This is a genomic window from Methylomonas sp. HYX-M1 (assembly GCF_040741385.1).
Classification (GTDB): Bacteria; Pseudomonadota; Gammaproteobacteria; order Methylococcales; family Methylomonadaceae; genus Methylomonas; species Methylomonas rhizoryzae.
Genome location: NZ_CP160405.1, coordinates 113,739 through 140,350, shown reverse-complemented (window position 1 = coordinate 140,350; position 26,612 = coordinate 113,739). Strand labels below are relative to the sequence as shown.

The following is a 26,612-nucleotide window of genomic DNA, read 5'->3' as shown; positions in this document are numbered from 1 at the left end:
GTTACCTCCCGAAATAGCTGTCATTGTCATTTTCCCACAGCATAACACCGGCTAAAGGCCGGCGTCGATCATAGGTAAGCGGCGGCGATACCGGCGAAAACCGCCATGCCGAACCAATGATTGTTCAGAAACGCCTTGAAGCAATCGGGTTTGTGAAAATGGAAAATCAGCATCTGTTGGTATATCGCCAAACCGGCGGCGACCGTCAGACCCAGGTAAAAAGGCCAAGTCAGGCCGCGCATTGCGCCGACTGTGCCCAGCAAGGCCAAGATGACGATTTGCAAGCTTGCGGTGATTTCGCGTACCCGACGGCCGAACAAGATTGCGGTGGATTTGACGCCGATTTTCAAATCGTCGTCTATGTCCACCATCGCATACATGGTGTCGTATACCAAGGCCCACAACAGTACCGCCAAATACAAAATCCAGGCGAGCGGCGGAATGCTGCCGGTCTGCGCGGCGAACGCCATCGGCACGGCAAAGCCGAACGCGGCGCCCAGATAGGCTTGCGGCAAATGCGTGTAACGCTTCATGAAGGGATAGCTGGCGGCCAAAAACGCGCCGATAAACGATAGTGCGATGGTGTACCAGTTCAGTAACAGCACCAGCGCAAACGCGGTCAGACACAAGGTAACGAACACGGCCAAGGCTTCTTTCGGCGACACCTTGCCGGCGGCGATCGGCCTAGCCTTGCAGCGGTCCACGTGCGGGTCGAAATCGCGGTCGGCATAATCGTTGATCACGCACCCGGCCGCCCGCATCAACACCACTCCCAGCACGAACACGGTCAATACCAAACCGTCCGGCTTGCCCTCGCCGGCTATCCACAAGGCCCACAAGGTCGGCCACAACAAAATGTAAATGCCGATAGGCTTATCGAACCGGGCCAATAACCAATACTGCTGTAAACGCTCGCGGATGTTCATGGGGAAATCGTTCTGTTTTCTAAAAGCCGCTATTTTCCGTTAGAAACAACGGGTTTGTCTGGTTTTTGCGCCATAAGCACGTTTCAGGGCAAGATTCCCGGTCAACGCACTTGGATGATCAAAATACCCTGCTACAGCTACTATTTCACCGGACCAGCGTCCGTTTGAATCGGCTTATGGTCATCCTCGGCCTAACTTTTCCTGCGCATCCGGTTTTTATCCACCGCGCTAACCGGTAGAATCTACCTACCATAGCGTATCGCGGCAAGCCGCGTTAGGCACAAGCGCCGGGCGGTGCGCCGATCTCGCCGGCCATCGGTTTGGCGGCATGCGCCACAGGCCGCGCCCAACATCGGATTCGTCAATTAGGAGTGTCATTATCATGAGCAACACACAAACTCACGCCGAAGTCTTGGTCCTTGGCGGCGGCCCCGGCGGTTATACGGCGGCCTTTCGCGCTGCCGATTTAGGCAAGCAAGTGGTTTTGGTAGAACGCCATCCGGTGTTGGGCGGGGTGTGTTTGAACGTGGGCTGCATTCCGTCCAAGGCATTGCTGCACGTGGCGCAAATCATCCACGAAGCCGAGGCCATGGCCGAACACGGGGTTAGCTTCGGCCAGCCGCAAGTGGATTTGGATAAAGTCCGCGAGTGGAAGCAAAGCGTCACCAACACCTTGAACCAAGGCCTGAGCAAACTGGCCAAGCAACGCAAAGTCACGGTGATCCACGGCACCGGCCAATTCGCTTCGGCTAACAGCTTGACGGTGGAAGGCGACGGCGGCACTCAGACTATCACCTTCGACCACGCCATCATCGCCGCCGGCTCGCAACCGACCAAGATTCCGGGTTTTCCGCACGACGATCCGAGAGTTTGGGATTCCACCGACGCGTTAGCCCTGCAATCCGTGCCGGAAAAGTTGTTGATCGTCGGCGGCGGCATCATCGGTTTGGAAATGGCCACGGTTTACCACGCGCTGGGTTCTAAAATCAGCGTGGTGGAATTGATGGACCAAATCATCCCGGGTTGCGATAAAGACTTGGTCACACCGCTGCAACGCAAGATCAAAAAGCAATATGCTAACTTGTGGCTGAAAACCAGCGTCAAAGCCATGGAAGCCACTGCCGCCGGCATTAAAGTAACAATGGAAGGCAAGGATGCACCGGAAAGCGAAACGTTCGACGCGGTGTTGGTCGCGGTCGGCCGCCGCCCCAACGGCAAGCTGATAGGTGCCGAGCACGCGGGAGTCACGGTCGACGAGCGCGGTTTCATTCCGGTCGACAAACAAGGCCGCACCAATATCGCCAACATTTTCGCAATCGGCGACATCGTCGGCAATCCGATGCTGGCGCACAAAGCCACTCACGAAGGCAAAATCGCCGCCGAAACCATCGCCGGCCACAAAGCCGGTTTTGACGCGCTGACCATTCCGTCGGTAGCCTACACCGATCCGGAAGTGGCCTGGATGGGTTTGACCGAAACCCAAGCGCAGCAGCAAGGCATGGAATACGACAAGGCCACTTTTCCCTGGGCCGCCAGCGGCCGCTCATTGGCGTTGGGCCGTAATGAGGGCTTGACCAAAATCCTGACCGACAAACAAACCGGGCGGATACTCGGGGCCGGCATGACCGGACCGGGCGCCGGCGAATTGGTCGCCGAGGCGGTGCTGGCGCTGGAGATGGGTGCCGATGCGACCGACATCAGCTTGAGCATTCATCCGCATCCGACCTTGTCGGAAACCTTCGCGTTTGCGGCGGAAATGATAGACGGCACGATTACCGACTTGTACGTCAAAAAATAAGCGGTTCCATTCGGCCGCCGCCGACTTGGCGACGGCCGGAATTTAAGCACTGACGCTACACTTAGTTTTTGCGGCTGGAATTGAAGGTGTAAGAGCGCACCACACCTTGATTGTCGAAACGAATCAGCAAATCCTGGGTATCGTCGGCACCGAACAGCGAATATTTGTAAATGCCGTAAGTCCAGGTGGTGTGGCCGTCTTCCATGCCGGTGCGCCAAGGCCGCCCGAAAATATTGGTTATATCTTGTTTGGTGGTTTGACCGATTTTGATCTCCGGTACTTTGGAGCCGGCAAATTCCTGGCCTACCGTGAAACACCCGGTCAGTTGCGTGGCGGCCAAACCGGCCGCGATTAAAAGATAACTCAGTTTCAGCGCGCGTAAGTTGCGATTGAGAAACAGTGTTTTCATAAATTGAACCTTAATGTCTGGGATGGTTGTTATAAAGTAGCGGACAGACCTTTTAGCCGCCGCCGACCGTTAACGATTTTATCCGATTGCCATGACTGACTCATTAGCCTGTTCGCCGCTAGACGAACTGAATTTCGACAACCGCTTCGTGCTGGAATTGCCGGGCGATCCAGAACCGGACAATTACCGTCGCCAAGTGTATCAAGCCTGTTATTCCCGGGTACAACCGCGCGCCGCCAAACAACCCAGCCTGGTGGCTTACTCGCCGGAAATGGCGGCGGAGTTGGGCCTAACGGAGCAAGATTGCCAATCCGACGATTTTTGTCAGATTTTCGCTGGCAATAAACTCGCTAAAGGCATGCAGCCTTACTCGATGTGCTACGGCGGCCACCAGTTCGGTCAATGGGCCGGACAATTGGGCGACGGCCGCGCAATCAACCTGGGAGAAATCGTTAACGCCGAAGGACGCCGTTGGGCCTTGCAGCTGAAAGGCGCCGGCAAGACCCCGTATTCGCGCAGTGCCGACGGCTTGGCCGTGCTGCGCTCCTCTATTCGCGAATTTTTATGCAGCGAAGCCATGCACCATTTGGGGGTGCCGACCACCCGCGCGCTGAGTGTAATTTTGACCGGCGACCAAGTCATCCGCGACATGTTTTACGACGGCAATCCGCAATTGGAGCAGGGCGCGGTGGTATGCCGGGTAGCGCCGACGTTTACCCGCTTTGGCAATTTTCAGCTGTTCGCGGCCCGCGACGATCTGGACACCCTGGTTCAATTGCTGGACTTTACCTTGCGTACCGATTTTCCGCACCTGGGCGAACCGAGCAAAGCCGTCTATTTGCAGTGGTTCGAGGAAGTCTGCCGTTTGACCGCGCAAATGATCGTGCATTGGCAGCGCGTCGGTTTCGTGCACGGGGTGATGAACACCGACAATATGTCGATTCTGGGCTTGACCATCGACTACGGCCCATACGGCTGGTTGGAAAATTACGATCCGGATTGGACCCCGAATACCACCGACGCGCAGGGCCGCCGCTATCGCTTCGGCAACCAGCCCAAGATCGCTTATTGGAATCTGGTCCAACTTGCCAATGCGTTATATCCCATCATCAAAAAAGCCGATCCCTTGCAGCAAGCGCTTAACGCCTTCAGCGAAACCTTCGACAGCCAATGGCAAACCATGATGGCCGACAAATTGGGCTTTAGCGGTTACCAAGGCGACGACCAACTGGTCAAGGATTTGTTCTCGCTGTTGCACACCGCTGAAACCGATATGACTTTGTTCTTCCGTGCGTTGGCCGGGGTCGATCAGGATTCGACCGGCGCCGAGTTTGCCGGCTTGATGGATAAAGCCGGCTACAAACCGCTGGAAGACGACGTGCACGTGCAAGCATTAGCCTGGTTCGAGCAGTATCAAGACCGCTTACGCCAGGACGGCAGGCCCAAGGAACAACGCCGGCTAGCCATGAACGCCGTCAACCCCAAATACGTGCTGCGCAATTACTTGGCCCAGCAAGCGATAGACGCTGCCGAGCAAGGCGATTTCGCGCTGGTCAACGAGTTGCTGGAGGTATTGCGCAAACCTTACGACGAACAACCGGGCCGTGAACGCTTCGCGGAAAAACGCCCCGATTGGGCCCGACACAAACCGGGCTGTTCCATGCTGTCTTGCAGTTCTTAACGGCTGTTTTACGCAACCCGGCGCTACACGCTTGGCAGGGCGGTTGGTTGGCGTTACGCTATTTCCAGCGGTGCGATGCAAAATCGCATCGATCCCGGCAATGCGCGGTTCACCATTGCCGACGGCAGGAAGCCTTAGTCTCACACATCACTTCGAGCGCTTGACATTACCGGATGCGGAAAAACCTTTGTTCTAAAGTCGCCGACCGGCCGTTTCCCAACGGAAGGCCTCGATGCGAACCTTGGGGGGACAAAAAAGATGCTGAAGCCCGGTAATTCAGGTATCCTTTTCAGGCTAAGCTAATGATCTTCCAGGTTGCGAAATGACCAACAATACCGACAACGTCGCCAAACACGATATTGATCCCGCGGAAACTCAAGAATGGATGGAGGCTTTGCAAGCGGTCATCGAAAAAGAGGGCAGCGAACGCGCCAGCTTTTTGATAGAGACCTTGCTCAGCACCGCGCGGCAAGCGGGCTTGGATATCCCGTTTTCCGCCAATACGCCTTACGTCAACACCATCCCGGTCGACAAGCAACCCAAATTTCCCGGCAATTTCGACATCGAACGCACCATCCGCTCCTATGTCCGCTGGAATGCGATGATGATGGTGCTGCGCGCCAACAAGCATACCAATGTCGGCGGTCACATCGCCAGTTTCGCCTCGGCCACCACGCTATACGACGTGGGGCAAAACCATTTTTGGAACGCCCCTTCAGACAAACACGGCGGGGACTTGGTGTTTTCTCAAGGCCATTCGGCGCCGGGCATGTATGCCCACGCCTATTTATTGGGTCGTTTGAGCGAAGCGGAACTGGATAGTTTTCGACAAGAAGTCGGCGGCAACGGTTTGTCCTCTTACCCGCATCCTTGGCTGATGCCGGAGTTCTGGCAATTCCCAACGGTATCGATGGGTCTAGGCCCCATCATGGCGATTTATCAAGCCCGTTTCATGCGCTACATCCAAGATCGCGGCCTGGCCAACACCGACGGCCGCAAAGTCTGGGCGTTTTTGGGCGACGGCGAATGCGACGAACCGGAAACTTTGGGCGCTATCGGCATGGCCGGCCGGGAAAAACTGGATAATCTGATTTTCGTGATCAACTGCAACTTGCAGCGGTTGGACGGCCCGGTTCGCGGCAACGGCAAGATCATTCAAGAGCTCGAAAGCAACTTCCGCGGCGCCAACTGGAACGTCATCAAAGTGATCTGGGGCCGGCGTTGGGATCCCATCATCGCCCGCGACAAAAAAGGCTTGGTGGTTAAGCGCATGATGGAATGCGTAGACGGCGATTACCAAACCTTCAAATCCAAAGACGGCGCTTACGTGCGGGAAAAATTCTTCAATTCCCCGGAATTGCAGGAGCTGGTCAAAGACTACACCGACCGCGACATTTGGGAATTGAACCGCGGCGGCCACGATCCGATCAAGGTGTTTACCGCCTTCAACGCGGCGGTAAAACACAACGGCCAGCCTACCGTAATTTTGGCCAAAACCATCAAAGGGTATGGCATGGGAGATTCCGGCCAGGCACAAAATACCAGCCATCAGCAAAAGAAGATGAGCGTGGAATCGATCAAGGCCGTGCGCGACCGCTACCAACTACCGATCAGCGATGAAGAGCTGCCTAACCTGCCTTACATCCGTTTCGCGGAAGACTCGGAAGAATTCAAATACCTGCGCCAACGCCGCGCCGATCTGGGCGGTTTCCTGCCGTCGCGTCGGGCCAAATCCCACTCGCTGGAAATTCCGGCTTTGTCCGCCTTCAAAGCCTTGTTGGAAGGCACCGGCGAAGGTCACGAAATTTCCACGACCATGGCTTTCGTGCGCATCCTGAACGTACTGGTTAAAGACAAACAAATCGGCAAACGCGTGGTCCCCATCGTGCCGGACGAATCGCGCACCTTCGGCATGGAAGGCATGTTCCGTCAACTAGGCATCTGGTCGCAGGTCGGTCAGCTGTACACGCCGCAAGACGCCGAGCAGCTGATGTTCTACAAGGAAGACAAGCACGGCCAAGTGTTGCAGGAAGGCATCAACGAAGCCGGCGGCTTGTGCGACTGGATCGCGGCGGGTACCTCGTATTCGACCCATGGCGTGCCGATGATCCCGTTCTTTATCTACTACTCGATGTTCGGCTTCCAGCGGGTGGGCGACCTGATCTGGGCCGCCGCCGACCAACGTACCCGCGGCTTCCTGCTGGGCGGTACCGCAGGCCGCACCACGCTGAACGGCGAAGGCCTGCAGCACGAAGACGGCCACAGCCATCTGATGTCCGCCAGCGTGCCGAACTGCTACTCTTACGACCCGACCTTCGCCTGCGAATTGGCGGTGATCATCCACGACGGCTTGCGCCGTATGTACGTGGAGCAAGAAGATATCTTCTATTACATTACCTTGATGAACGAAAACTACGAGCAGGCGGCCTTGGTCGAGGGTTCGGAAGCCAACATTCTCAAAGGCATGTACTTGTTCAAACCCGGTCCGCATAGCCATAAACCAAGGGTACAGTTAATGGGTTCCGGCACCATCTTCATCGAAGTGATATATGCCGCCCAATTGCTGCACGACGACTGGGGGGTAGACGCCGACTTGTGGAGCTGCCCGAGCTTCACCGAACTGGCCCGCGACGGCTACAGCTGCGAGCGTTGGAACCGCCTGCATCCGACCGAGACCGCACGCGTGCCGCACGTCGAACGTTGCTTGCAAGACGCAATCGGTCCGGTCATTGCGGCGACCGACTACATGCGCAGTTTCGCCGAACAAATCCGGCCGTGGGTTAAACGGCCGTATACCGTGCTGGGCACCGACGGCTTCGGCCGTTCCGACACTCGCGCCAACTTACGCAAATTCTTCGAAGTAGACAGATACCACGTCGCGGTGGCAGCCTTGAACGCACTGGCGCAAGCCGGCGAATTCGACGCGGCCAAAGTCGACGTCGCCATCGCCAAATACGGTATCGACCCGGACGCCACCGCCCCTTGGCTGATTTAACCATGCCCGATACCTTGCGTATCGAACCCGCCTTTCCCGTTGCCAACCGGCTAATGCCGGTGAGCGGCGGTCGGGGCGAGGTCATTCCATTCGACATGCGACGACAATAACGGAAATCGACCCATGAGTTCTTTAGTTGAAGTAAAAGTCCCCGACGTCGGCAACGTGCCGGAAATCGATATCGTCGAGGTATTGGTCAAACCCGGCGACCTGGTCGCCGTCGAACAAACCCTGGCGGTGATGGAAACCGACAAGGCGACGATGGATTTACCGTCCAGCGCCGCCGGCGTGATCAAAGCCGTACATATCAAACCGGGCGATAAAGTCGCCGAAGGTACCTTGATCGCCACCGTGGAAGTCGGCGAAGCGATAGCAGCGACTGCAAAGCCGGCACCTGCACCAGCAGCCGAACCGGCGCCAACACCCGCGCCGGTCGCGGAAGCGCCCAAACCGGTCGAACCGGCCGCCCAACCGGCTCCGGTAGCCGTAGCCGGCAGCGAAGGCGTTAAACCGCACGCCACGCCCAGCGTGCGCCTGTTCGCCCGCGAACTCGGAGTAGACCTAAGCAAAATTCAGGCCGGCAGCGGCCGCAAGGGCAGAATTTTGCAGGAAGACGTCAAGAACTTCGTCAAGCAAGTCATGAGCTCCGGCGCGACCGCTAGCGGCGGCGGGGCCGGCATTCCGGCGATTCCGGCCGTGGATTTCAGCCAATTCGGCGAAATCGAGGAAAAGCCGCTCAGTAAAATCAAACGCCTGACCGGCCAGAATCTGACCCGAGTCTGGCTGAACCTGCCGCTGGTAACCTACCACGACGAAGTCGCCATCGACGAGATGGAAGACTTCCGCAAGGCGGTCAATGCCGGCCAAGGCAAGGACGGCATCAAAGTCACCGGCCTGGTGTTCATCATGAAAGCCTTGGTGGCGGCGCTGCAAAAGTTTCCATCCTTCAACAGCTCGCTGTCTCCGGAAGGCGACAAGCTGTATTTGAAAAAGTATTACCACCTCGGCATCGCCGTCGATACGCCCAACGGCCTGGTGGTGCCGGTGATTCGCGACGTCGATAAAAAAGGTATCTTCCAACTGTCCAAAGAACTGGCCGAGGTCAGCGAACTGGCCCGGCTGGGTAAATTGAAACCGGCCGACATGCAAGGCGGTTGCATGACCATTTCCAGTCTGGGCGGCATCGGCGGCACCGCGTTCACCCCTATCGTCAACGCCCCGGAAGTGGCTATTTTGGGCGTCACCCGCTCCAAGGTACAACCGGTCTGGAACGGCAAGGAATTCGAGCCCAAGCTAATATTGCCGCTGGATATTACCTACGACCACCGCGTCATCGACGGCGCCGAAGGCGCCCGCTTCATGGAAGCCTTGAAGGCCAACCTGGCGGATATTCGCCGTTTGTTGCTGTAAAACCCACTCGGCCTGATCCGAGATTCGGCGTAAGGCCGCCGCTGCAGTTCGGGTTTTCGCCCTTAGATTGCGCTACCGGCAATTTCAGATCGATCGGCTATCGTTTCAGACCGCCTCGTTCCGGCAGAGAATGCCGGAACCCAAACTGTAAGGAAGCGGCTTGTTCTCGTCTCTTTGACCGGCAACTCAAGCGGTAGGCGCCGTGCTTTCAAATCCCTGTGCACTAGACATTGGCATTCCCTGCCGATATGACGGCTGTTGCCGGCCTGTGATCAATGCCGGTTGGCTGAGCTTTACGGGCAGATACGGGCGGGCAAATCGCAAGCTTGCCCGAATAAGCCGGGTAGCAGGTAAAATCCAGGTATTCGAAATTCGACGGCATGGCCATGACAACGCTAGAGGAAACCGAAAACCGATTATGGGGCGGGTATTTAAATCTTTGGCAAACCGATTGGCTGTTTGCCGTTGCGTTGACGCTAACCGCGGTATGGCTGATTTTGTACGTTCTACAAGCTACCGGCTTGGGTAGCAGTTGGTTGCCCAGGCGCAAAACGTTGGCAGAAGCATTACAAAAGGAACGCCCGGATGAAAACGGCCGTAACTACGTCGATTACGGCATCAAATACCGCGCTCGCATCTCCCAAATCGCCGCCGGCCGCAGCGCCGCTGATACGGCGCAACAAGTATTAGCGGCCTTATACCATCCGCTGCCGTTCGCGCCGGCGGCTTTCGCGAAAGCCTTTACCCTGCTGTTTTGGTTGTTGCCGTGGATTTGCGGGGCTTCCGGCAAGTTGGGCAAAGTTGCCTTATTACCAGACAATTTGGATTGGCCAACGCGCATGTTAGTGGTTTTGCCGATGGCGCTAACTTTGGCATACCAATGGGTAACTCATCGTTGTGGCGAACGTATTTGGCTTGTATTTTGTTTTTGGTTCTTGCCGTTGGCATTATGCTGATTGAATTAAGTTTGTTCGTTGATGAACTTGATTATTTATTAGCGGTAAATGTCATTTTCGCTGTGACTGTAGCTTTAATAGTCGCCAAGTTTATGGCTGAGTTGTTCATCGGCGTTAGTACGGTAATCATAGTATCCGTCTTCGTATACGCGGGAGCCGTCCATAATGTAACCGATATTAGAGCGGCTGTGTTTACAGCGGTTTCTGTCGTTTTCGGCGTCGTTTGCCTTTCATTTTTGAGAAATACAAAGGTTCAAACAAGGAGCGGCGAGTTTTCATTCGTTAATTTCAAACATTCATTTCGTTTGCCGAGCTTATTGATTTGTTGGTTAATAGGTGTGTCTTCCATGCCCCTATGGCTAGAGCATTTATCCTCTGGGATCCAAACAGATTGGGCAACAGTGGATAGACCAAGTTTTGTTTTGCTATTTTTCCTCGGCTGGCTGCCGCTACTGAACGCGGTGTGCGATTATCTGTCGGTCGGCGCTACCCAGTATTTCCTGGGCCTGATGCGGCGGGACAAATGGCGGCTGGCGTGGTGGGCGGCAGACGAGGCGGTGGTATTGGTGGCCGCATTGTACTTCGCCGCAGCCGGCCTGTTGTGCTTGCTGCGCCGGCTGGGTTGGGGGGTGGAGCCGACAGCCGTGATCGAGCAGTTCAACGCCGATCCGTCCTCGGTCATGTGGCTGTTGCTGTTGGCCGCCACCAACGTCCTGCCGACCCTGCTGCACTGGAGTTTGGGCCTGGCCGGGCTGTGGGCCGATAGCATAGGGCCGGATGCCGCAAACGCCAGAGCCTGGGCTACGCAGGTGCTGAAGGGCACCGCGTTGGGCAAGATCGACGCCGAGGATTTCGCCGATTACCTGTTCGGCCACCGTTTACTCAGCCTTATCTTCGCCCTGTGCCTTTTGGCCTGGGCGCTATGCGCCTTGCGTAATCTAGTGCCTTACAGCTTGAGATGGTTGCTGTAAGCGGTGTCTAGCCAAGCGGCCGCTGGCGATCCGCCGGAATAGGCGGGCTAATAGCGGGCGCAGCCGGATGGACGGCTTCCGCCGGGCTGGCCCTCGGCCCGATTTGCATCGGCCGCTGTCGAACAGGATCGGTGCCGCTTCTTTGGTGCCTTAGCGCGGTACCCCGATTCGCTTGGTAAACATCACTCGCTGTAACCGCGAAAGATATGGGTATGATGCTATGTTTAACTCTTCGGACGGCGGTCGGGCGCTTGTTGTTATTGGGTGATCAAATGGTTCTAAGGGCATGACAAGCTGTGGTTAAAACATCGACAAATCGCAACGCGGATACGGCGTCTTTTTCGGTCGCTACCTTTCTAACCCCCTCCGTTTTTAGAAATTATCCGCAACTCAGTTTGCATGCCGAGAGTTTGCAAGCCCTGCGCGTGCGCCTGCTGTATGCCAATCTGCCTGTATCCATCGGCGTCAGCGGCATGTTGGCGTTTATTCTGGTGACGGTTCAGGCCACGGTTATCGATCCGGAACGCCTGACCGCATGGTCTTTGGCCTTGACGCTGGTGCTGAGCGCAAGGGCGGTATTATTCGCGGCATGGCGGCGAAGCGCGGACGAAAGCAGTCACGCGGCCATGCGCCGCTGGTTGTTGCTGTTTCGCATCGGCGCCGTGCTTGCCGGTACGGTTTGGGGAATAGGCGGCGTGGTGTTGGCGCCGCCCGGCAATACCGGGCATATCTTTTACGTGTCTTTCGTTCTGATAGGCTTATGCGCCGGCGCCGCATCGTCGCTGGCGGTAGATCGCCTGACCATCAACGGGTTTTTGATTGCGGTTTTGTTGCCGCATACGTTTTTTCTCGCCAATCTAGGCGGCAGCGCGTCCTTGGGCATGAGTGTCATGAGTTCGCTGTTTTTGTTTTTTCTGGCAGCAAGTGCCCGACACTCCGCGCTGCAGTTGGAAGAAAATTTTCGCTTGCAGCACATCGCCACCGAGAACGAAACCAAACTGCGGCAGATGCTGGAAAACAGTCCCATCGCGACCTGCATTGCCGATGCGGCGGACAACCGGATCTTATTCGTCAATCAAAGTTATTTGGCGTTGATCGAAGCTTCGCCGGAACAGATCGTCGGAGTCTCCCCCGTCGACTACTATGCCAAACCCGAAGATTATACAGCGGTGTCGGAACACATTCGTGCGGGTACCCAGATCAGTAATAAATTGCTGGAACTACGTTCGCTCGATGGACAAAGTTGGACAAAATGGACCTTGGCTTCTTATTCGCCCATAGAATATCAACACAAAGCGGCAATATTAGCGTGGTTTTACGACATCACGGAACGCAAACTCAAGGAAGACCACGTCGAACATATGGCCTATCACGATGCGTTAACCGGCTTGCCGAACAGGTCGTTGATCTTGGATAGATTGCAACAGGCGCAGACTGAAGCCGAACTTACCGGCAATATGGTGGCTTTGATGTTTATCGATTTGGATAAATTCAAACCGGTTAACGACCTGCACGGCCACAATATCGGCGATTTGCTGCTGAAATTTGTCGCGGAACGTATCCGCGGCTGCCTACGAAAAACCGATTCGGCGGCGCGTATCGGCGGTGACGAGTTCGTGGTACTACTACCAGCCTTACCGGCGGTAAAGAATGCGGTGGACGTGGCGGAAAAACTCAGACAGGCGCTCAATTTACCGTTCGAAATCAACGGATTGATATTAAATATCTCGTCTAGCATAGGTCTGGCGGTTTACCCGGAACACGCCGAAGACACCCAATCTCTGATCAAGCACGCGGACATCGCCATGTATTACGCCAAAGCCGAGGGTAGAAATTGTGTACGGGTTTTTCAACCGCAAATGCAAGATCGGGGTATGTCTTCTCCATAAGATTCGACGTGATCGCACGTTGTAAATATTGAGCAGCGATTCCTAGGCAATGGAACTTGTTTGTTGACCCATTCGGCCAAAATCATCCGGACAGGGATTTGTCCGACGATAAACCCGAATGCTTGATTGGTAAAGCCCCCCCGGTACATTAAGCGCGCTGGCTTACCGGCCTTGGCAATCCCCCTTTGGCTCAAGCACCTATCCTGGCAATAACCGACTTTGAAGCGTGTCGGCGGGGGTAAAAATCTCCCCTTTCCCGACGGCGCGCTGGTATGCTTTGCGACCGATTTAACCATTCGCAGCATTCAATGAAATCATTGCAACTCTATGCCACCGCACCCAAAGCCTTGGAAGGCATTTTAGCCAACGAATTGCGCGGCCTCGGTGCGGCCGAAGTCAACGAAAAAATGGCGGGAGTGAGTTTCCAAGGCGATTTGGCATTGGCGTATCGGGTGTGTTTGTGGTCGCGGGTGGCTAACCGGGTATTTCTAGCCTTGGACAGCTTTCCGGTCCGGTCGCAACAAGACTTGTACACCGGCGTGCAGCGCACGGACTGGAGCCGCCATTTGTCAGCCGACGCCAGTCTGGCGGTATCGTTCAATGCTAAAAATAGCCCGGCGATCAAGCATACCCATTTCGGCGCCCAGAAAGTCAAAGACGCCATCGTCGATCAACTGCGCACTAAGTTCGGTCTACGGCCCAGCGTGGATACCGAACGGCCGGCGATACGCGTCAACATATACCTGCATAACGATATCGCTCAGCTGAGTTTGGATTTATCCGGCGATAGCCTGCATAAACGCGGTTTTCGCGACGTCGCCATTACCGCGCCGATCAAAGAGAATTTGGCGGCGGCCATTTTACTACGTACAGGCTGGCCCCAAATTGCCGCGCAAGGTGGCACATTGCTGGATCCGATGTGCGGTTCCGGCACCTTGCTGATGGAGGGTGCGTTGATGGCGGCCGACATCGCCCCTGGTTTGCGACGCGATTATTTCGGGTTTTTAGGTTGGCAACAGCATGACGCTGTGTTATGGCAAACCTTGTTGGAGGAAGCCGAACAGCGCCGTGCGGCCGGTTTGGCGAAACTGCCGGTCATCGCCGGTTTCGACCAAGACCGGCGCACGGTCGCGACCGCGCTGCAGCATATCGAAAACGCCGGTCTAGCCGGCAAGATTCACGTGGAAAAGCGCGACATAGCCGATGCGGCGTCGGCCGAAAGCTGGCCGCCGGGGCTGATAGTCTGCAACCCGCCCTACGGCGAACGCTTGGGGGATGAAGCGGAAACCGCGGCGTTGTATCGCCGTTTCGGCGAAGTGTTGAAACAGCGCTTTGTCGGTTGGCGGGCGGCAATGATCATCAGCAATCCGGAACTCGGGTTTCGCTTGGGGCTGCGTTCGCAAAGGCCGGTGACGCTGTTCAACGCTGCGCTGGAATGCAAGTTATTGCGTTTCAATATCGAGGAAAAAGCATTTTTCGAACCCAAGGCCAAGTCGCAGCAAGAGCGTATCGAATCGATCAATCGCCGCGCACAAACCGAGCAGCAAGATCCGCAAGCGGAAATGTTCGGCAACCGTTTGCGCAAGAATCTGAAAAAACTCAGCAAGTGGCTCGCCCAAAACGACGTGCGTTGTTATCGCGCCTACGATGCCGACCTGCCGGAATATGCCGTGGCGGTGGACGTATACCGCGGAGAAAAGATTTGGGTGAGCGTACAGGAATACGAATCGCCTAAAAGCATAGATCCGGCCAAAGCCAATCTGCGCTTGGCGGGTGCCATGGCGGAAATCCCTAAAGTCATGCAGGTACCAGCCGATCAAGTGTTTTTGAAAGTCCGGCGCAAACAGAAAGCCAGCGATCAATACGAAAAGTTAGGCGAGCGCGGCTGCTACCATGTCGTGGAAGAAGGCGGCTGCAAGTTTTGGGTGAACTTCGAGGATTATTTGGATACCGGGTTGTTTTTGGATCACAGGCCTATCCGTTTGTTGATTCAGCAGCAAGCAGCCGGCAAACGCTTTTTGAATTTATTTGCGTATACCGGCAGCGCCACGGTACATGCCGCCGTGGGCGGAGCGGTTTCCAGCGTCACGGTGGATATGTCCAACACTTATCTGGATTGGGCCGGACGCAATTTCGAACTAAACGGCATCCGCGGCGGACATAAACTGGTGCGGGCCGACTGCGTGCAATGGCTGGCCGAACAAGTCGCAGCCCGCAATAAACCGCAATTCGATTTAATCTTTTTGGACCCGCCGACCTTTTCCAATTCCAAGAAAATGGAAACAGTGTTCGACGTGCAACGCGACCACGTGCAGCTGATTCGAAACGCGCTGGCCTTATTGGTACCGGGCGGGGTATTGTATTTTTCCACCAACTTCCGTCGCTTTAAAATGGACGAGCAGGCGTTGACCGGTGTGACGCTGCAAGACATCAGCGCGGCAACAATACCGGAAGATTTTGCTCGCGACCCAAAGATTCATTATTGTTGGAGGATTAGCCGATGAAGGATTGTTTGCACATCATCGTCAAAGGCCGGGTGCAGGGTGTATGTTTTCGCGCCAATACGCAAAAACAGGCGGTCAAACGCAATATCAGCGGCTTTACCCGCAATCTGGCCAACGGCGACGTAGAAATCGTTGCCGTCGGCGAGCGCGACGCCTTGCAGGAATTGGTCGCTTGGTGTCATAAAGGCCCGCTGCTGGCCAAAGTCAGCGAAGTATTGGTGTCGGCTTATTCCGATCCGAAAAGCTACGCCGGTTTCGAAATCGTTCAGTAAGCGAACGCTAGATTAGGGGCAGATCATACCGCCTGCCTAGCATTATCCGGCGTTTGCCGTCCATGGCCCCTATCCCGCGCTATCTTGTCTAAGCAGCACCCTGAGCCAGCAAGAATCAACGATTTTTGAAAAATTCCGCCAACGCGGCGTTACGGCCGGCGGTGACGGTTTGCGCATGCGGCCGACTTTCTATCAATTTGATGTAATCTGCGGCGCCTGGAATATGCTCGGCAACCAAATCGCGGCCGTAAATTTGTTGAGTCACGAATCCGACCAATTGAAAATGCGGCCAAGCCACGATGTCGGCGGCGGTAAACTGTTCCCCTAGCGCGAACGGCGCAAAGCCGGCGATGCGGGCTAAACCTTTCAAACCGTTTTCTACTTTAGGTAAAACTTCGTCCTTAGTTTCTTGGGAAATTTTTGCCCCAAACAACACTTCGCCGTACAAACGGCGGGCGATCAATTCCATGTTCAATTCGATGTGCTGAATGAACTCGCGGCATTTCGCACGCTGAAACGCATCGGCCGGATACAAGGGATTGTCCGGAAACACGTCTTCCAAATATTCCAAAATCGCTTGCGATTCGGACAAATAGCCGGCGTCGGTTTCGATGAACGGGATTTTACCCAGCGGCGAACGTTTCAATACGGCTTCTTCCTGGCTAGGCGGAATGACCTCTTCTACAAACCGAATGTTTTTTTCCAGCAGAGCAAATTTAACTTTATTGTAATAATTGCTAATGGCAAAACCGTACAGTGTGATCATGGTGCATCTCCCGTTTGATTAAAGAATAAATATATACAGACAGACCGGTCGGTCTGTTGTAATAATACATACCGGTCTGTATATTTGCAACTTTGTTTTTCGACTTTTATGACACGCGATCTCCGTTTACATATTCTGAATACCGCATCCGATTTGTTTTATAGCCAGGGCATCAAAGCCACCGGGGTGGACGCCATCGTCAAAGCCGCCGGCACTACCAAAATGAGCTTATACAAATATTTTCCGTCCAAAGACGATTTGGTACTGGCACATTTGCATCGAAGCGGCGATACCATGAGAGCGAAAATTCTGGCTGGAATCCAACATCAGGGTATGAGTCCGGCACAACAATTATTAGCCGTATTCGACGTATTTGCCGAAATGCACAGCAACCCCGCTTTTCGCGGCTGCCCTTTCATCAATGCCACGGCCGAATTCGCCGACGGCGACAGTCCGGTAGCACAAGCCGTTGCCGAGTTTTACCTATCCCTGCAAACGGCATTAACCGAGCTGGCCAAGCAAGCCGGATGCGACAACCCGGAAACCCTAGCCGAGCAGATACTGATGTTATTGGCAGGCGCGACCGTGCGGGCGCAGATGCAAACCGGCTTGCCTGTCATCCCGGCTGCCAAGCAAGCGGCCGAAATGTTATTGGCGGCTGCGGCAACCTAAATGCTGTAACCGGCAAGAACAGGGCTAAGCTCAATCGGATTACTTAGCTTTGCGCTGTAAGGCGGTCAGTAAAGGCAATCCGTCCGGCATTACCGCAAGCGAATGTTCCCCGTTATGTATAGAAAGGGTATAAGGCCGCTCTTGCGCCGCTATGGGTTCGTTGAAAGCTTTCAAGCACCGGTAGACGGCTAAGTCAGCCTCGGAAGCGTCCTGTGCTTGGATTTGCCGCCGCTGTATGCGTTGTATCAGCAAAGGCTCCGGACAATCGATGTCCAAAATCATAAACTCCACCCCGCATTCGTTTGCCAAGTCGGCAAAACGGCAGCGTTCTGCCTGACGTAAAAATGCCGCATCGACGATCACGCTAAATCCACTTTGTAGAATCAAGCGACTCAGCTCCAGTAAGCGGTCATAAGTTTTTTCAGTGGCCGCTTGGGTATAAATTCCACCGTCGATAGGCGAGCCGCTCCGTTGTTCGGCAGCCATGCCGAACAAACGCTTGCGTTCCACGTCGGATCGGATCCGAATAGCCGGTAACTGTTCCAGCACTTGTTGAGAAACCGTAGTTTTACCGCAACCCGGCAGGCCTTTGGTGATAAGCAACCGGGACGAGACCGGCGCATAATAGTCTTCCGCAAGCTGCAGATAGCGTTGCCAGCGTCCGTTTTCAACTCCACCCTGTTGCGCGGAACGTATCGCCCCGACCTTGGCCATTACCATGGCTCTATACCCCAAATAAAAATGCAGTACCTGTAAAGCCGGGTAATCGCCGCCGTATTGCAAATAGGCGTTTAAAAAGCCATAGGCCAAATCGCTTCGTTGCCTAAATTGCAAGTCCATCACTAAAAAAGCAATATCGTTGATGACATCTATCCAACGCAAATTCGGGTTGAAATCTATACCGTCGAACGGAGTGGGCCGACCGTTGAGCATGACAATATTGCCCAAGTGCAAATCGCCGTGGCATTCCTTAACGTTGCCGGCGTGCAGGCGCTCGGCGAACTGCAGCCGGCAACGCTGGAATTCACTTTCACTAGCAATACGCAATGCACTGAGGCGCGGTTGATGCTCAGTGCCAAGCAAACGTACTAGCTGCTCGAAATTTTGCCGTGCCGGAACGGCGATGGCGTCCGGCGTCCCGTAGTCGGAACCGGCAGCGGCCGGGGGTAATTCGGCATGAAAAACCGCCAACGTTTCGGCTAAAGCGGTGATGTCTTCATTGGTTAAGGCGTTTTGCTGCAGTTTGTGATCCAACAAATCGGTCTCGGCGAAACGGCACATTTTTACCGCATATTCGATGGCGGGCTCACAGCCGAATTCCGGTTGCACCGGGCTACCGCCGATAGGGATGACATCCAAATATACCGTTGGAGCCAAACGTCGATTTAAGCGCAATTCTTCCTGGCAAAAGAACCGGCGCCGCTCCAGACTGGAAAAATCCAAAAACCCAAAATCAACCGGCTTCTTGATTTTGTATACGTAATCGCCGGCCAATAACAGCCAGGAAATATGTGTTTCCAAGCGTTCAACCGCGCTTACCGGATACGGGTAGCGATTGGGTTGCATCAACGCTTGGATCAGGCTGTCGTCTAGTTCACCAGTGTTCATTCAGATTTGCTTGTTCCCCTCGAAATAAATCGAATCGTGTCATTTTCAGCGGTGGCCAACAGCGTGGCACACAAGCGCCTCAAAAACCAGGCGAAGAAATTATACAGCCCGTAAATTTGCTAAATCGGTTTGTGGGCAAGATTGTTGTCTACTTTCGGTTTATGATGTGGACAAAATGTGTAGTGTTTGATTCCTCGCTAAGACACACAACTTATCAACAGCCTGTTTTGCTAACAAACAACAACTGTATAAATGTCATAAACAATTGATTTTTATATAAATTAATCACTTATACACAACTATTTCAGCACCTAATAATAAGCATAAAATATTTATATGAAGTTTATTACTAATAGAGACCAGCTACTCGTGGTATTACAACGGATAGTCAATGTAATCGAAAAAAGGCAAACAATGCCGATTTTGTCTAATGTGTTGATTCAACTAAAAGACAATCGTCTGTTCCTAACCGGTACTGATACCGAGATTCAAATTATTAGTTCTCTTGTTGTTAACGACGATAATGACGAAGGAGAGATTACGGTTCCGGCACGCAAATTTCTGGACATTTGCCGCTTATTACCCGTAGGTGCGGAAATCAAATTTGAACAACAAGACGATAAGGTAAAAGTGACATCCGGCCGTAGCCGATTTCTGTTAAATACTTTGCCCGCTGACAGTTATCCTGAGTTCAATGAGCCGGAAGCCGACTATCAGCTTGCTATAAAGGGCGGAAAATTTAAGAAAGGATTGGATAAAACGTTATTTTGTATGGCCAATCAAGACGTCAGATACTATCTAAACGGCTTGTTATTACACATCAGCAACTCTAAGTTGAAATTAGTAGCGTCGGACGGGCACCGATTGGCACTTTTTGAAGACGACTTGGAAGCCGCAACGGGTTATGAAGCCAGGATTATTTTGCCGAGAAAAGCGGTACATGAAATCAGCCGGCTTATTGACGACGAGGATATTGACCTGAAAATAGAATTTTCGTCGCAGCATATAAAAATATTTTACGAACAAATGATATTTTCGTCTAAGCTCATCGACGCAAAATTTCCGGATTTTTCCAAAGTATTTCAGCAATCCATGAATGTGCCTATATCCATTCCTAAACAGGCACTAAGAGATGCTTTAGTCAGGGTTGCCATTCTAGCGAATGAAAAATACAAGGGGATAACTTTTGACATTATTGACCGGATATTAAAGCTAAGTACCCATAACCCGGAACACGACGAAGCCGAAGAGGAAATTTCTATCGACTATGAAGGTCAGGCGATCAATATTTCATTTAATGCGCAATACTTGTTAGATGCCGTTTCTAATTTGGATTCCGAATCTATTTTGATCACAATTGCGGCAAATCTTAGTAGCTGTTTTATCGATGATGAAGATGTCAATGCCGGTTATCGATATATCGTAATGCCTATGCGTTTGTAATTGCTTTTATGGCGTTACGTAAGCTGGATATTCGCTTCGTCAGAAATATCCGGTCTGCATGTATATTTCCGTCCCCCGGTATAAATTTCATCATCGGCGGTAACGGTTGCGGAAAGAGTTCTCTATTGGAAGCAGTTTTTTTGCTGGGAAGAGGACGGTCTTTCCGCACTCATCAAGTTAAGCAGGCTATTCACTACCATGCTACTGAACTTGTAGTGGTTGCCCAACAATCCGCACATAGCGGCGTTAACCGTCATCTAGGCATTCAAATAGACTGCAAGCAGACCCAAATTCATATCGATCGAGAAACCCGCAGCAAATCCGACTTAGCCTATTTGCTTCCAATTCAATTAATCAATCCCAAAAGTTTCAATTTGCTGGAAGCCGGTCCGCAACATCGACGAGCATTTTTGGATTGGGGGGTATTCAACGATGACGAACGATTTTTTCAATATTGGCGCAGATATCAACGTGCGCTTGTGCAACGTAATGCCTTGCTGAAAAGTCGACACGCTAATCAAATTCCAGCCTGGGACAAAGAACTCATTGAAAACGGCTTAATGATTGACGAACTAAGGAAAACGTATGTCACAAAACTCTTACCCGTATTTACTCAATTGGTAGATTTCTTTATTCCTTTTCAGTCCTTGGACGTTAATTTCTTTTCCGGTTGGAATCAGGCGTTGTCTCTCAATGAAGTTTGCAAATCCGACCTGGACAAAGATTTAAGGTATGGATTTACTCATTCCGGTCCACATAGAGCAGACCTAATTATTCGCAACCACTGCGGCTTAGCGAGGGATTTTCTTTCCCGCGGGCAATTGAAATTATTGATTGTGGCGCTATTGTTGGCCCAAGTTCATTTACTAGAAGAATTCGCGCGTGCTAACTGTTGTATCTTGTTAGACGACATTAGTTCCGAATTGGATTTAGAAAACAGACTTAAGTTGTTAAAATACTTAACTCAGATGAATTGCCAAGTGTTCATTACCTGTAATGAAACAAAAGACTTAGGTGATTTACCGCACATTGAAAATTATAAAGTGTTTCACGTGGAACAAGGATGCATTTCTGAAGCATAGTGTTTCACGTGAAACACAATAAAAATTCGCATCAACAACAGCAATTGGTGTCGAACAACCGCAAAGCGCCTAGCTGGCGCTAATAAACCAGGTTATGGATAAAGTATGAGCGAACAATACGACAGTTCAAATATTACTGTGCTTAAAGGCTTAGATGCAGTTAGAAAACGACCCGGAATGTATATCGGAGATACGGACGACGGGTCCGGGCTGCACCATATGGTGTTTGAAGTTGTTGATAATGCGATAGATGAAGCTTTAGCAGGGTATTGCACGGGGGTTGAAGTCATCATTCACGAGGATGGTTCTGTATCGGTTTCCGATGACGGTCGTGGAATACCGGTCGATATCCATGCGGAAGAAGGTAGATCGGCTGCCGAAGTGATCATGACCGTATTACATGCCGGCGGTAAGTTCGACGATAACGCTTATAAGGTCTCCGGTGGCTTACACGGAGTAGGGGTGTCGGTCGTTAACGCTTTATCTGAAGAGTTGATTCTTAAAATACGTAAAAACGGCAAACTGCACATGCAGAAATACGTTTTAGGCGAGCCGCTTGAACCTTTAGCGGTGATTGGAGATGCTGAAGGGACCGGTACCTATATCAATTTTAAACCTAGCTCGAAAATCTTCACTAATGTCGAATTTCAATATGATGTACTGGCTAAACGATTGCGAGAATTATCGTTCTTGAACTCCGGGGTGAAAATCGTCTTGACCGATGAGCGTAGCGGTAAACAGGATGTATTCGAATTTGAAGGGGGAATAGGTGCGTTCGTACAGCACTTGAACAAAAATAAGACACCGCTTTTTGAGCAGGTTTTTTATTTCCAAGTGGAAAAGGAGGGGGTAACTGTCGAAGTCGCCATGCAATGGAATGATTCCTATCAAGAAAATGTGTTTTGCTACACCAACAATATTCCTCAGCGTGATGGCGGAACTCATTTGGCTGGGTTTAGATCGGCGCTTACACGTACGATAAATCAATACATTGAAATGAATGGGCTGGCTAAAAAGGAAAAAGTAGCAACTACCGGGGATGATGCGCGGGAAGGACTCACCGCTGTTTTATCGGTTAAAGTACCCGATCCAAAATTTTCGTCACAAACAAAAGACAAATTGGTTTCCTCCGAAGTAAAACCGCTTGTCGAATCGACGCTGAGTGAAAAATTAAACGATTTCTTGCTGGAAAATCCAAGCATAGCTAAATCCATCGCCGGTAAAATTATTGATGCAGCCCGTGCTCGGGAAGCTGCACGAAAAGCTAGAGAAATGACTAGGCGTAAGACTACGTTGGATATAGCCGGGTTGCCTGGGAAATTGGCCGATTGTCAGGAAAAGGATCCCGCTTTATCCGAACTGTTCATCGTGGAAGGAGATTCTGCAGGCGGGTCGGCTAAACAAGGACGGGATAGGCGAACCCAAGCGATATTGCCGTTGAAAGGTAAAATTCTGAACGTGGAAAAAGCCCGTTTCGACAAAATGATTTCATCGGAAGAGGTTGGAACCTTGATCACCGCTTTGGGCTGCGGTATAGGTAAGGATGAATACAATATTGATAAATTACGCTACCATCGAATCATAATTATGACGGATGCCGATGTCGATGGCTCTCACATCAGAACACTGTTGCTGACTTTTTTTTATCGCCAATTGCCGGAATTAGTCGAAAGAGGTCACATTTATATCGCACAACCGCCTTTATACAAAGTTAAGAAGGGAAAACAAGAACACTATGTCAAGGATGACAACGCGCTAAACCAATACCTCATACAACTAGCGTTGGACAAAGCTCAATTGCAACCCAATCCTGAAACTCCAGCCATTCAAGGCCAGGGTTTGGAAAAGCTAGCGACCGAGTTTGCAAGAGTAATGTCGATCATTAATCGCTTGGCAAAGCGTTACGATGATTTGTACTTGGAGCAAATGACCTATATCGAACCGTTAAGCGAATACATCAAAACAGATAAGACAAAATTGCTGGATTGGTTCTCTAGGTTGGAAAAAGCATTAAACGCTAGTGACCGCAATGTAGATTACAGTACGGATATAAAGTACGAAGGTACCGACGATTTCGATGTTACAGTCACTAAGCGATTGCATGGCGTCACCAAAACTTTCGTACTTCACGCCACCTTTTTTTCAGGCCCGGACTATCAAAAGTTAGCTTCCTACGCAGCACAAACACTAAGCCTATTTGGACCGGATTCTTTGATGAAAATGGGGGAGCGGGAAATTTCGGTAACGAACTTTAAACAAGCTTTCGAATGGCTGATGAAAGAAATCAAGAAAGGTCAACACATCCAACGATACAAAGGGCTGGGAGAAATGAACCCGGAACAACTTTGGGAAACTACATTGGATTCAAATAGCCGTCGATTGCTGCAAGTTACTATACAAGATGCGATAACCGCGGATGAAATTTTTACGACTCTAATGGGGGATATAGTCGAACCGCGTAGAGACTTTATCGTTAAAAACGCATTGGATGTAGCTAATCTTGATATATAAGATGTTTGTCTGTCAGATCTCATAATTTCTTAAATTTGTCTCACAATTCTTATGTGAAATCTCAAAATTTATTAATGGTGCTTTGAAGTGGTCTGCGAACGGCGAACCACATGTTTTTGGGGACACACCTTAAATGAAAAGCAGTAAATGAGATTAGTTCTTATCTAGTGGGGATTGGTTGTCGGGAGGGGTGAAGTTCTCTCCTTATAGCCTTACCGTTATTTAAAGACGAATAGCTGAATGCTAGATGGCTTCGAACCAGGCTCGAAGCGCTGTATGATTCATGGATTAAGCATAACGGACCATTAAATGCCGCTAACCCTGCCCCAACTGGAACGCCATCTCTTCAAAGCCGCCGACATTTTGCGCGGCAAGATGGATGCCTCGGAATTTAAGGAATACATCTTCGGCATGCTGTTTCTGAAACGCTGTTCGGATGTGTTCGAGCAACGTCGGGAAGAGGTGATTAAACTTGGGTTGGATAATGGCAAAACCCAGACGGAAGCGGAAGCCGATGCCGAAATCTCCCGCTGGTACAAAACCGAAAGCACGTTCTGGGTGCCGCTGCATTCGCGTTACGACTTTCTGCTCAACGATGCTCACCATAATGTCGGCGACTACCTGAACAAAGCTCTGGCTGGCATCGAAACCGCCAATACCAGCCTGCACGACGTACTGGAACACATCGACTTCACCCGCAAGGTCGGTCAAAGCAAAATCCCCGACATCAAACTGCGTCAGCTGATCAGTCACTTTGGCCAGCACCGGCTGCGCAACGAAGATTTTGAATTCCCCGACCTGCTCGGTGCCGCTTATGAATATCTGATCGGCGAGTTCGCCGACTCGGCCGGCAAGAAAGGCGGCGAGTTCTACACGCCGCGCGCCGTGGTGCGGATGATGGTCCGGCTGATCAAGCCGGAACTACACCACCACGTTTATGATCCCTGCTGCGGTTCGGGCGGCATGCTAATTGCCGCCAAGGAATTCATCGACGAACACGGTGCCGACGGCCGCAAGGCCAATCTGTTCGGCCAGGAGTTCAACGGTACGGTCTGGTCCATCGCCAAGATGAACATGCTGCTACACGGCATCAGTACCGCCGATCTGGAAAACGAAGACACCCTGGCCGATCCGCGCCACATTGAAAACCGCGAGCTGCGCCGTTTCGACCGCATCCTCACCAATCCGCCGTTCTCGATCAACTGGGGCAACACCGAAAAGAACGCCGACGGCACCCCGGCCTGGGCGCCGAAATTCCCCGAGCGCTTCCGTTACGGCCAAGTGCCGCTCGGCGCCAAAAAAGCCGACTTGCTGGAGGCGGTAATCGGCGTCGCCCCCAACTTGTTTTACGGCACCGGCATTCCGGCCTGCATTTTGGTGTTACGCCAACACGTGCAGGACGGTGCCAATCGCGTCAGCGGCAAACCCACCGAGCGCCAAGGCAAAGTGCTGTTCATCAACGCCGACCGCGAATACTTCGAAGGCCGGGCGCAGAATTTCCTGCTGCCGGAACACATCGAAAAAATCGTCACCACCTTCGACCAATACCAGGCTATCGATGGTTTTTCGGCCATCGTCGACAACGCCACACTGAAAGCCAACGACTACAACCTCAACATCCGTCGTTACGCCGACAACGCGCCGCCGCCAGAGCCGCACGACGTCCGTGCCCATTTGCTCGGCGGTGTACCCAAAGTCGAAGTCGACGCCAAAATGGCATTGTTCGACGCACACGGTTTGAATCCGTTGGATGTATTTGTCCAACGCCCAGACAGCCCAAGCTATTACGATTTCCAACCCCACCTGGACAACCGCCAGTCGCTAAAGCCCGCCATCGAAGCCAACCCCGGCTTGAAAGCCAAGGAAACCGCGATCCGCGTAGCCTTTGAGCAGTGGTGGACGGAACACAGTACCCGCATCACCGCGCTGGCCGGGCAACGCGACAACGCTGCCAGTCTGGTGGCCTTGCGCACTGAACTGCTGCACAGCTTTTCTGACAACCTGGAACGCATCGGCCTGCTCGACCCGTTTCAAGTGCGCGGCATCGTTGCCGGCTTTTGGTATCAAAGCAAATACGACTTCCTGACCCTGATGGCCCGCGACAGCAAGGGCGTGGTCGACGCCTGGCGAACCGGCATTGTTACCGCCTTGGAAGACAAGGCCGGCAAGGACAGTCCGCTGGAACATAAGCTGGTCAAATTCCTGCTCGGTGACTTCGTCAGCGCCTTAAGCGAACTGGAAGCGCAAAAAGCCGAACTGGAAAGCCAGCTCAAAGCCTCCGCCCCTTCCAAAAGCGATGACGACGAAGAGGTCAGCGAAACTGAGGACGACGACAACCCGGTCGACGAAGCGCAAATCAAGGCCTGGAAAAAACAACTGGCCGACGTCAAGAAGCAACTCAAAACCCAGCAGGACGGCTTTACCCAGCATTTGAACCGTGCAGTCGACGCCTTGACGCCGGAACAAGCGGCCGAGCTGCTGCTGAAAATCCTGCATCACGACATGCAAGCCATCCTGGAACGCTACATCGCCGCCCAGCGCAAGCAAATCGTCGCCAGCTTTGAAAACTGGTGGGATAAATACCGGGTGACCTTGACGGAAATTGAAAGCCGGCGCGATTCGGCTTCCAAAGCGTTGCAAGGGTATTTGAAGGGGTTGAGGTATGTTTAATGTCCGTCGTTCCGGCAGGGATTGCCGGAACCCAGAAGCCATGGATGGT

General features: G+C 52.6%; 18 protein-coding genes. 14 read left to right on the top strand and 4 right to left on the bottom strand.

The annotated features are described in order from the left end of the window. Nucleotides 1–68 precede the first annotated feature (68 nt). Complete coding sequence (gene ubiA, locus AB0A83_RS00630) at nt 69–926, bottom strand: 4-hydroxybenzoate octaprenyltransferase (RefSeq protein WP_150046071.1); 858 nt, start codon at nt 924–926, stop codon at nt 69–71. A gap of 382 nt (nt 927–1,308) precedes the next feature. Here ubiA and lpdA point away from each other — a divergent pair, with 382 nt between their 5' ends. Beyond that, on the top strand, nt 1,309–2,724 hold the full coding sequence (lpdA, locus tag AB0A83_RS00625) for a dihydrolipoyl dehydrogenase (protein ID WP_150046070.1): 1,416 nt from the start codon (nt 1,309–1,311) through the stop codon (nt 2,722–2,724). A 61-nt stretch (nt 2,725–2,785) separates the two neighbouring features. Here the strand turns inward: lpdA and bamE are convergent, their stop codons facing one another. Then, on the bottom strand, nt 2,786–3,133 hold the full coding sequence (bamE, locus tag AB0A83_RS00620) for an outer membrane protein assembly factor BamE (protein WP_150046069.1): 348 nt from the start codon (nt 3,131–3,133) through the stop codon (nt 2,786–2,788). A 91-nt stretch (nt 3,134–3,224) separates the two neighbouring features. Here bamE and AB0A83_RS00615 point away from each other — a divergent pair, with 91 nt between their 5' ends. The 8 genes from AB0A83_RS00615 (at nt 3,225) to AB0A83_RS00580 (ending at nt 15,811) form a co-directional block, all read left to right on the top strand. After that, the gene (locus AB0A83_RS00615; RefSeq protein WP_367155121.1) at nt 3,225–4,814 is read left to right on the top strand and encodes a YdiU family protein; all 1,590 of its coding nucleotides are present in this window, start codon (nt 3,225–3,227) and stop codon (nt 4,812–4,814) included. 322 nt (nt 4,815–5,136) lie between these two features. After that, nucleotides 5,137–7,809 carry a pyruvate dehydrogenase (acetyl-transferring), homodimeric type gene (gene aceE, locus AB0A83_RS00610; RefSeq protein ID WP_150046067.1) on the top strand — a complete coding sequence of 891 codons (2,673 nt, stop codon included), beginning with the start codon at nt 5,137–5,139 and terminating at the stop codon, nt 7,807–7,809. Nucleotides 7,810–7,932: 123 nt separating this feature from the next. Next, nucleotides 7,933–9,219: a dihydrolipoyllysine-residue acetyltransferase gene (gene aceF / locus AB0A83_RS00605; RefSeq protein WP_367155120.1), complete on the top strand. Its 1,287-nt coding sequence runs from the start codon at nt 7,933–7,935 to the stop codon at nt 9,217–9,219. A gap of 386 nt (nt 9,220–9,605) precedes the next feature. Then, nucleotides 9,606–10,175 carry a hypothetical protein gene (locus AB0A83_RS00600; protein WP_367155119.1) on the top strand — a complete coding sequence of 190 codons (570 nt, stop codon included), beginning with the start codon at nt 9,606–9,608 and terminating at the stop codon, nt 10,173–10,175. Between the two features lie 401 nt (nt 10,176–10,576). Further along, the gene (locus AB0A83_RS00595; protein WP_367155118.1) at nt 10,577–11,146 is read left to right on the top strand and encodes a hypothetical protein; all 570 of its coding nucleotides are present in this window, start codon (nt 10,577–10,579) and stop codon (nt 11,144–11,146) included. Nucleotides 11,147–11,442: 296 nt separating this feature from the next. Continuing rightward, the gene (locus AB0A83_RS00590) at nt 11,443–13,035 is read left to right on the top strand and encodes a diguanylate cyclase (RefSeq protein ID WP_367155117.1); all 1,593 of its coding nucleotides are present in this window, start codon (nt 11,443–11,445) and stop codon (nt 13,033–13,035) included. 308 nt (nt 13,036–13,343) lie between these two features. Then, the gene (gene rlmKL / locus AB0A83_RS00585) at nt 13,344–15,539 is read left to right on the top strand and encodes a bifunctional 23S rRNA (guanine(2069)-N(7))-methyltransferase RlmK/23S rRNA (guanine(2445)-N(2))-methyltransferase RlmL (protein WP_367155116.1); all 2,196 of its coding nucleotides are present in this window, start codon (nt 13,344–13,346) and stop codon (nt 15,537–15,539) included. Beyond that, on the top strand, nt 15,536–15,811 hold the full coding sequence (locus AB0A83_RS00580; RefSeq protein ID WP_150046061.1) for an acylphosphatase: 276 nt from the start codon (nt 15,536–15,538) through the stop codon (nt 15,809–15,811). Before rlmKL ends, AB0A83_RS00580 begins: the two co-directional genes overlap by 4 nt. A 115-nt stretch (nt 15,812–15,926) precedes the next feature. On the opposite strand, the gene AB0A83_RS00575 is transcribed toward AB0A83_RS00580, so the two are convergent. Beyond that, nucleotides 15,927–16,577: a glutathione S-transferase family protein gene (locus tag AB0A83_RS00575; RefSeq protein ID WP_367155115.1), complete on the bottom strand. Its 651-nt coding sequence runs from the start codon at nt 16,575–16,577 to the stop codon at nt 15,927–15,929. A 108-nt stretch (nt 16,578–16,685) separates the two neighbouring features. Here AB0A83_RS00575 and AB0A83_RS00570 point away from each other — a divergent pair, with 108 nt between their 5' ends. Then, nucleotides 16,686–17,249: a TetR/AcrR family transcriptional regulator gene (locus tag AB0A83_RS00570; RefSeq protein WP_150046059.1), complete on the top strand. Its 564-nt coding sequence runs from the start codon at nt 16,686–16,688 to the stop codon at nt 17,247–17,249. Between the two features lie 39 nt (nt 17,250–17,288). Here the strand turns inward: AB0A83_RS00570 and AB0A83_RS00565 are convergent, their stop codons facing one another. After that, the gene (locus tag AB0A83_RS00565) at nt 17,289–18,857 is read right to left on the bottom strand and encodes a bifunctional aminoglycoside phosphotransferase/ATP-binding protein (protein WP_150046058.1); all 1,569 of its coding nucleotides are present in this window, start codon (nt 18,855–18,857) and stop codon (nt 17,289–17,291) included. A 336-nt stretch (nt 18,858–19,193) separates the two neighbouring features. Here AB0A83_RS00565 and dnaN point away from each other — a divergent pair, with 336 nt between their 5' ends. The 4 genes from dnaN to AB0A83_RS00545 all read left to right on the top strand — a co-directional run bounded on the left by dnaN (nt 19,194) and on the right by AB0A83_RS00545 (nt 26,563). Then, nucleotides 19,194–20,300, top strand: a complete 1,107-nt coding sequence (dnaN, locus tag AB0A83_RS00560) for a DNA polymerase III subunit beta (protein WP_150046057.1) — start codon at nt 19,194–19,196, stop codon at nt 20,298–20,300. Between the two features lie 8 nt (nt 20,301–20,308). Then, nucleotides 20,309–21,382, top strand: coding sequence for a DNA replication/repair protein RecF (gene recF, locus AB0A83_RS00555; RefSeq protein WP_150046056.1), 1,074 nt, complete (start codon nt 20,309–20,311; stop codon nt 21,380–21,382). A gap of 105 nt (nt 21,383–21,487) precedes the next feature. Continuing rightward, nucleotides 21,488–23,893 carry a DNA topoisomerase (ATP-hydrolyzing) subunit B gene (gene gyrB / locus AB0A83_RS00550; protein ID WP_150046055.1) on the top strand — a complete coding sequence of 802 codons (2,406 nt, stop codon included), beginning with the start codon at nt 21,488–21,490 and terminating at the stop codon, nt 23,891–23,893. A 309-nt stretch (nt 23,894–24,202) separates the two neighbouring features. Beyond that, on the top strand, nt 24,203–26,563 hold the full coding sequence (locus tag AB0A83_RS00545) for an N-6 DNA methylase (protein ID WP_367155114.1): 2,361 nt from the start codon (nt 24,203–24,205) through the stop codon (nt 26,561–26,563). Nucleotides 26,564–26,612: the final 49 nt, after the last annotated feature.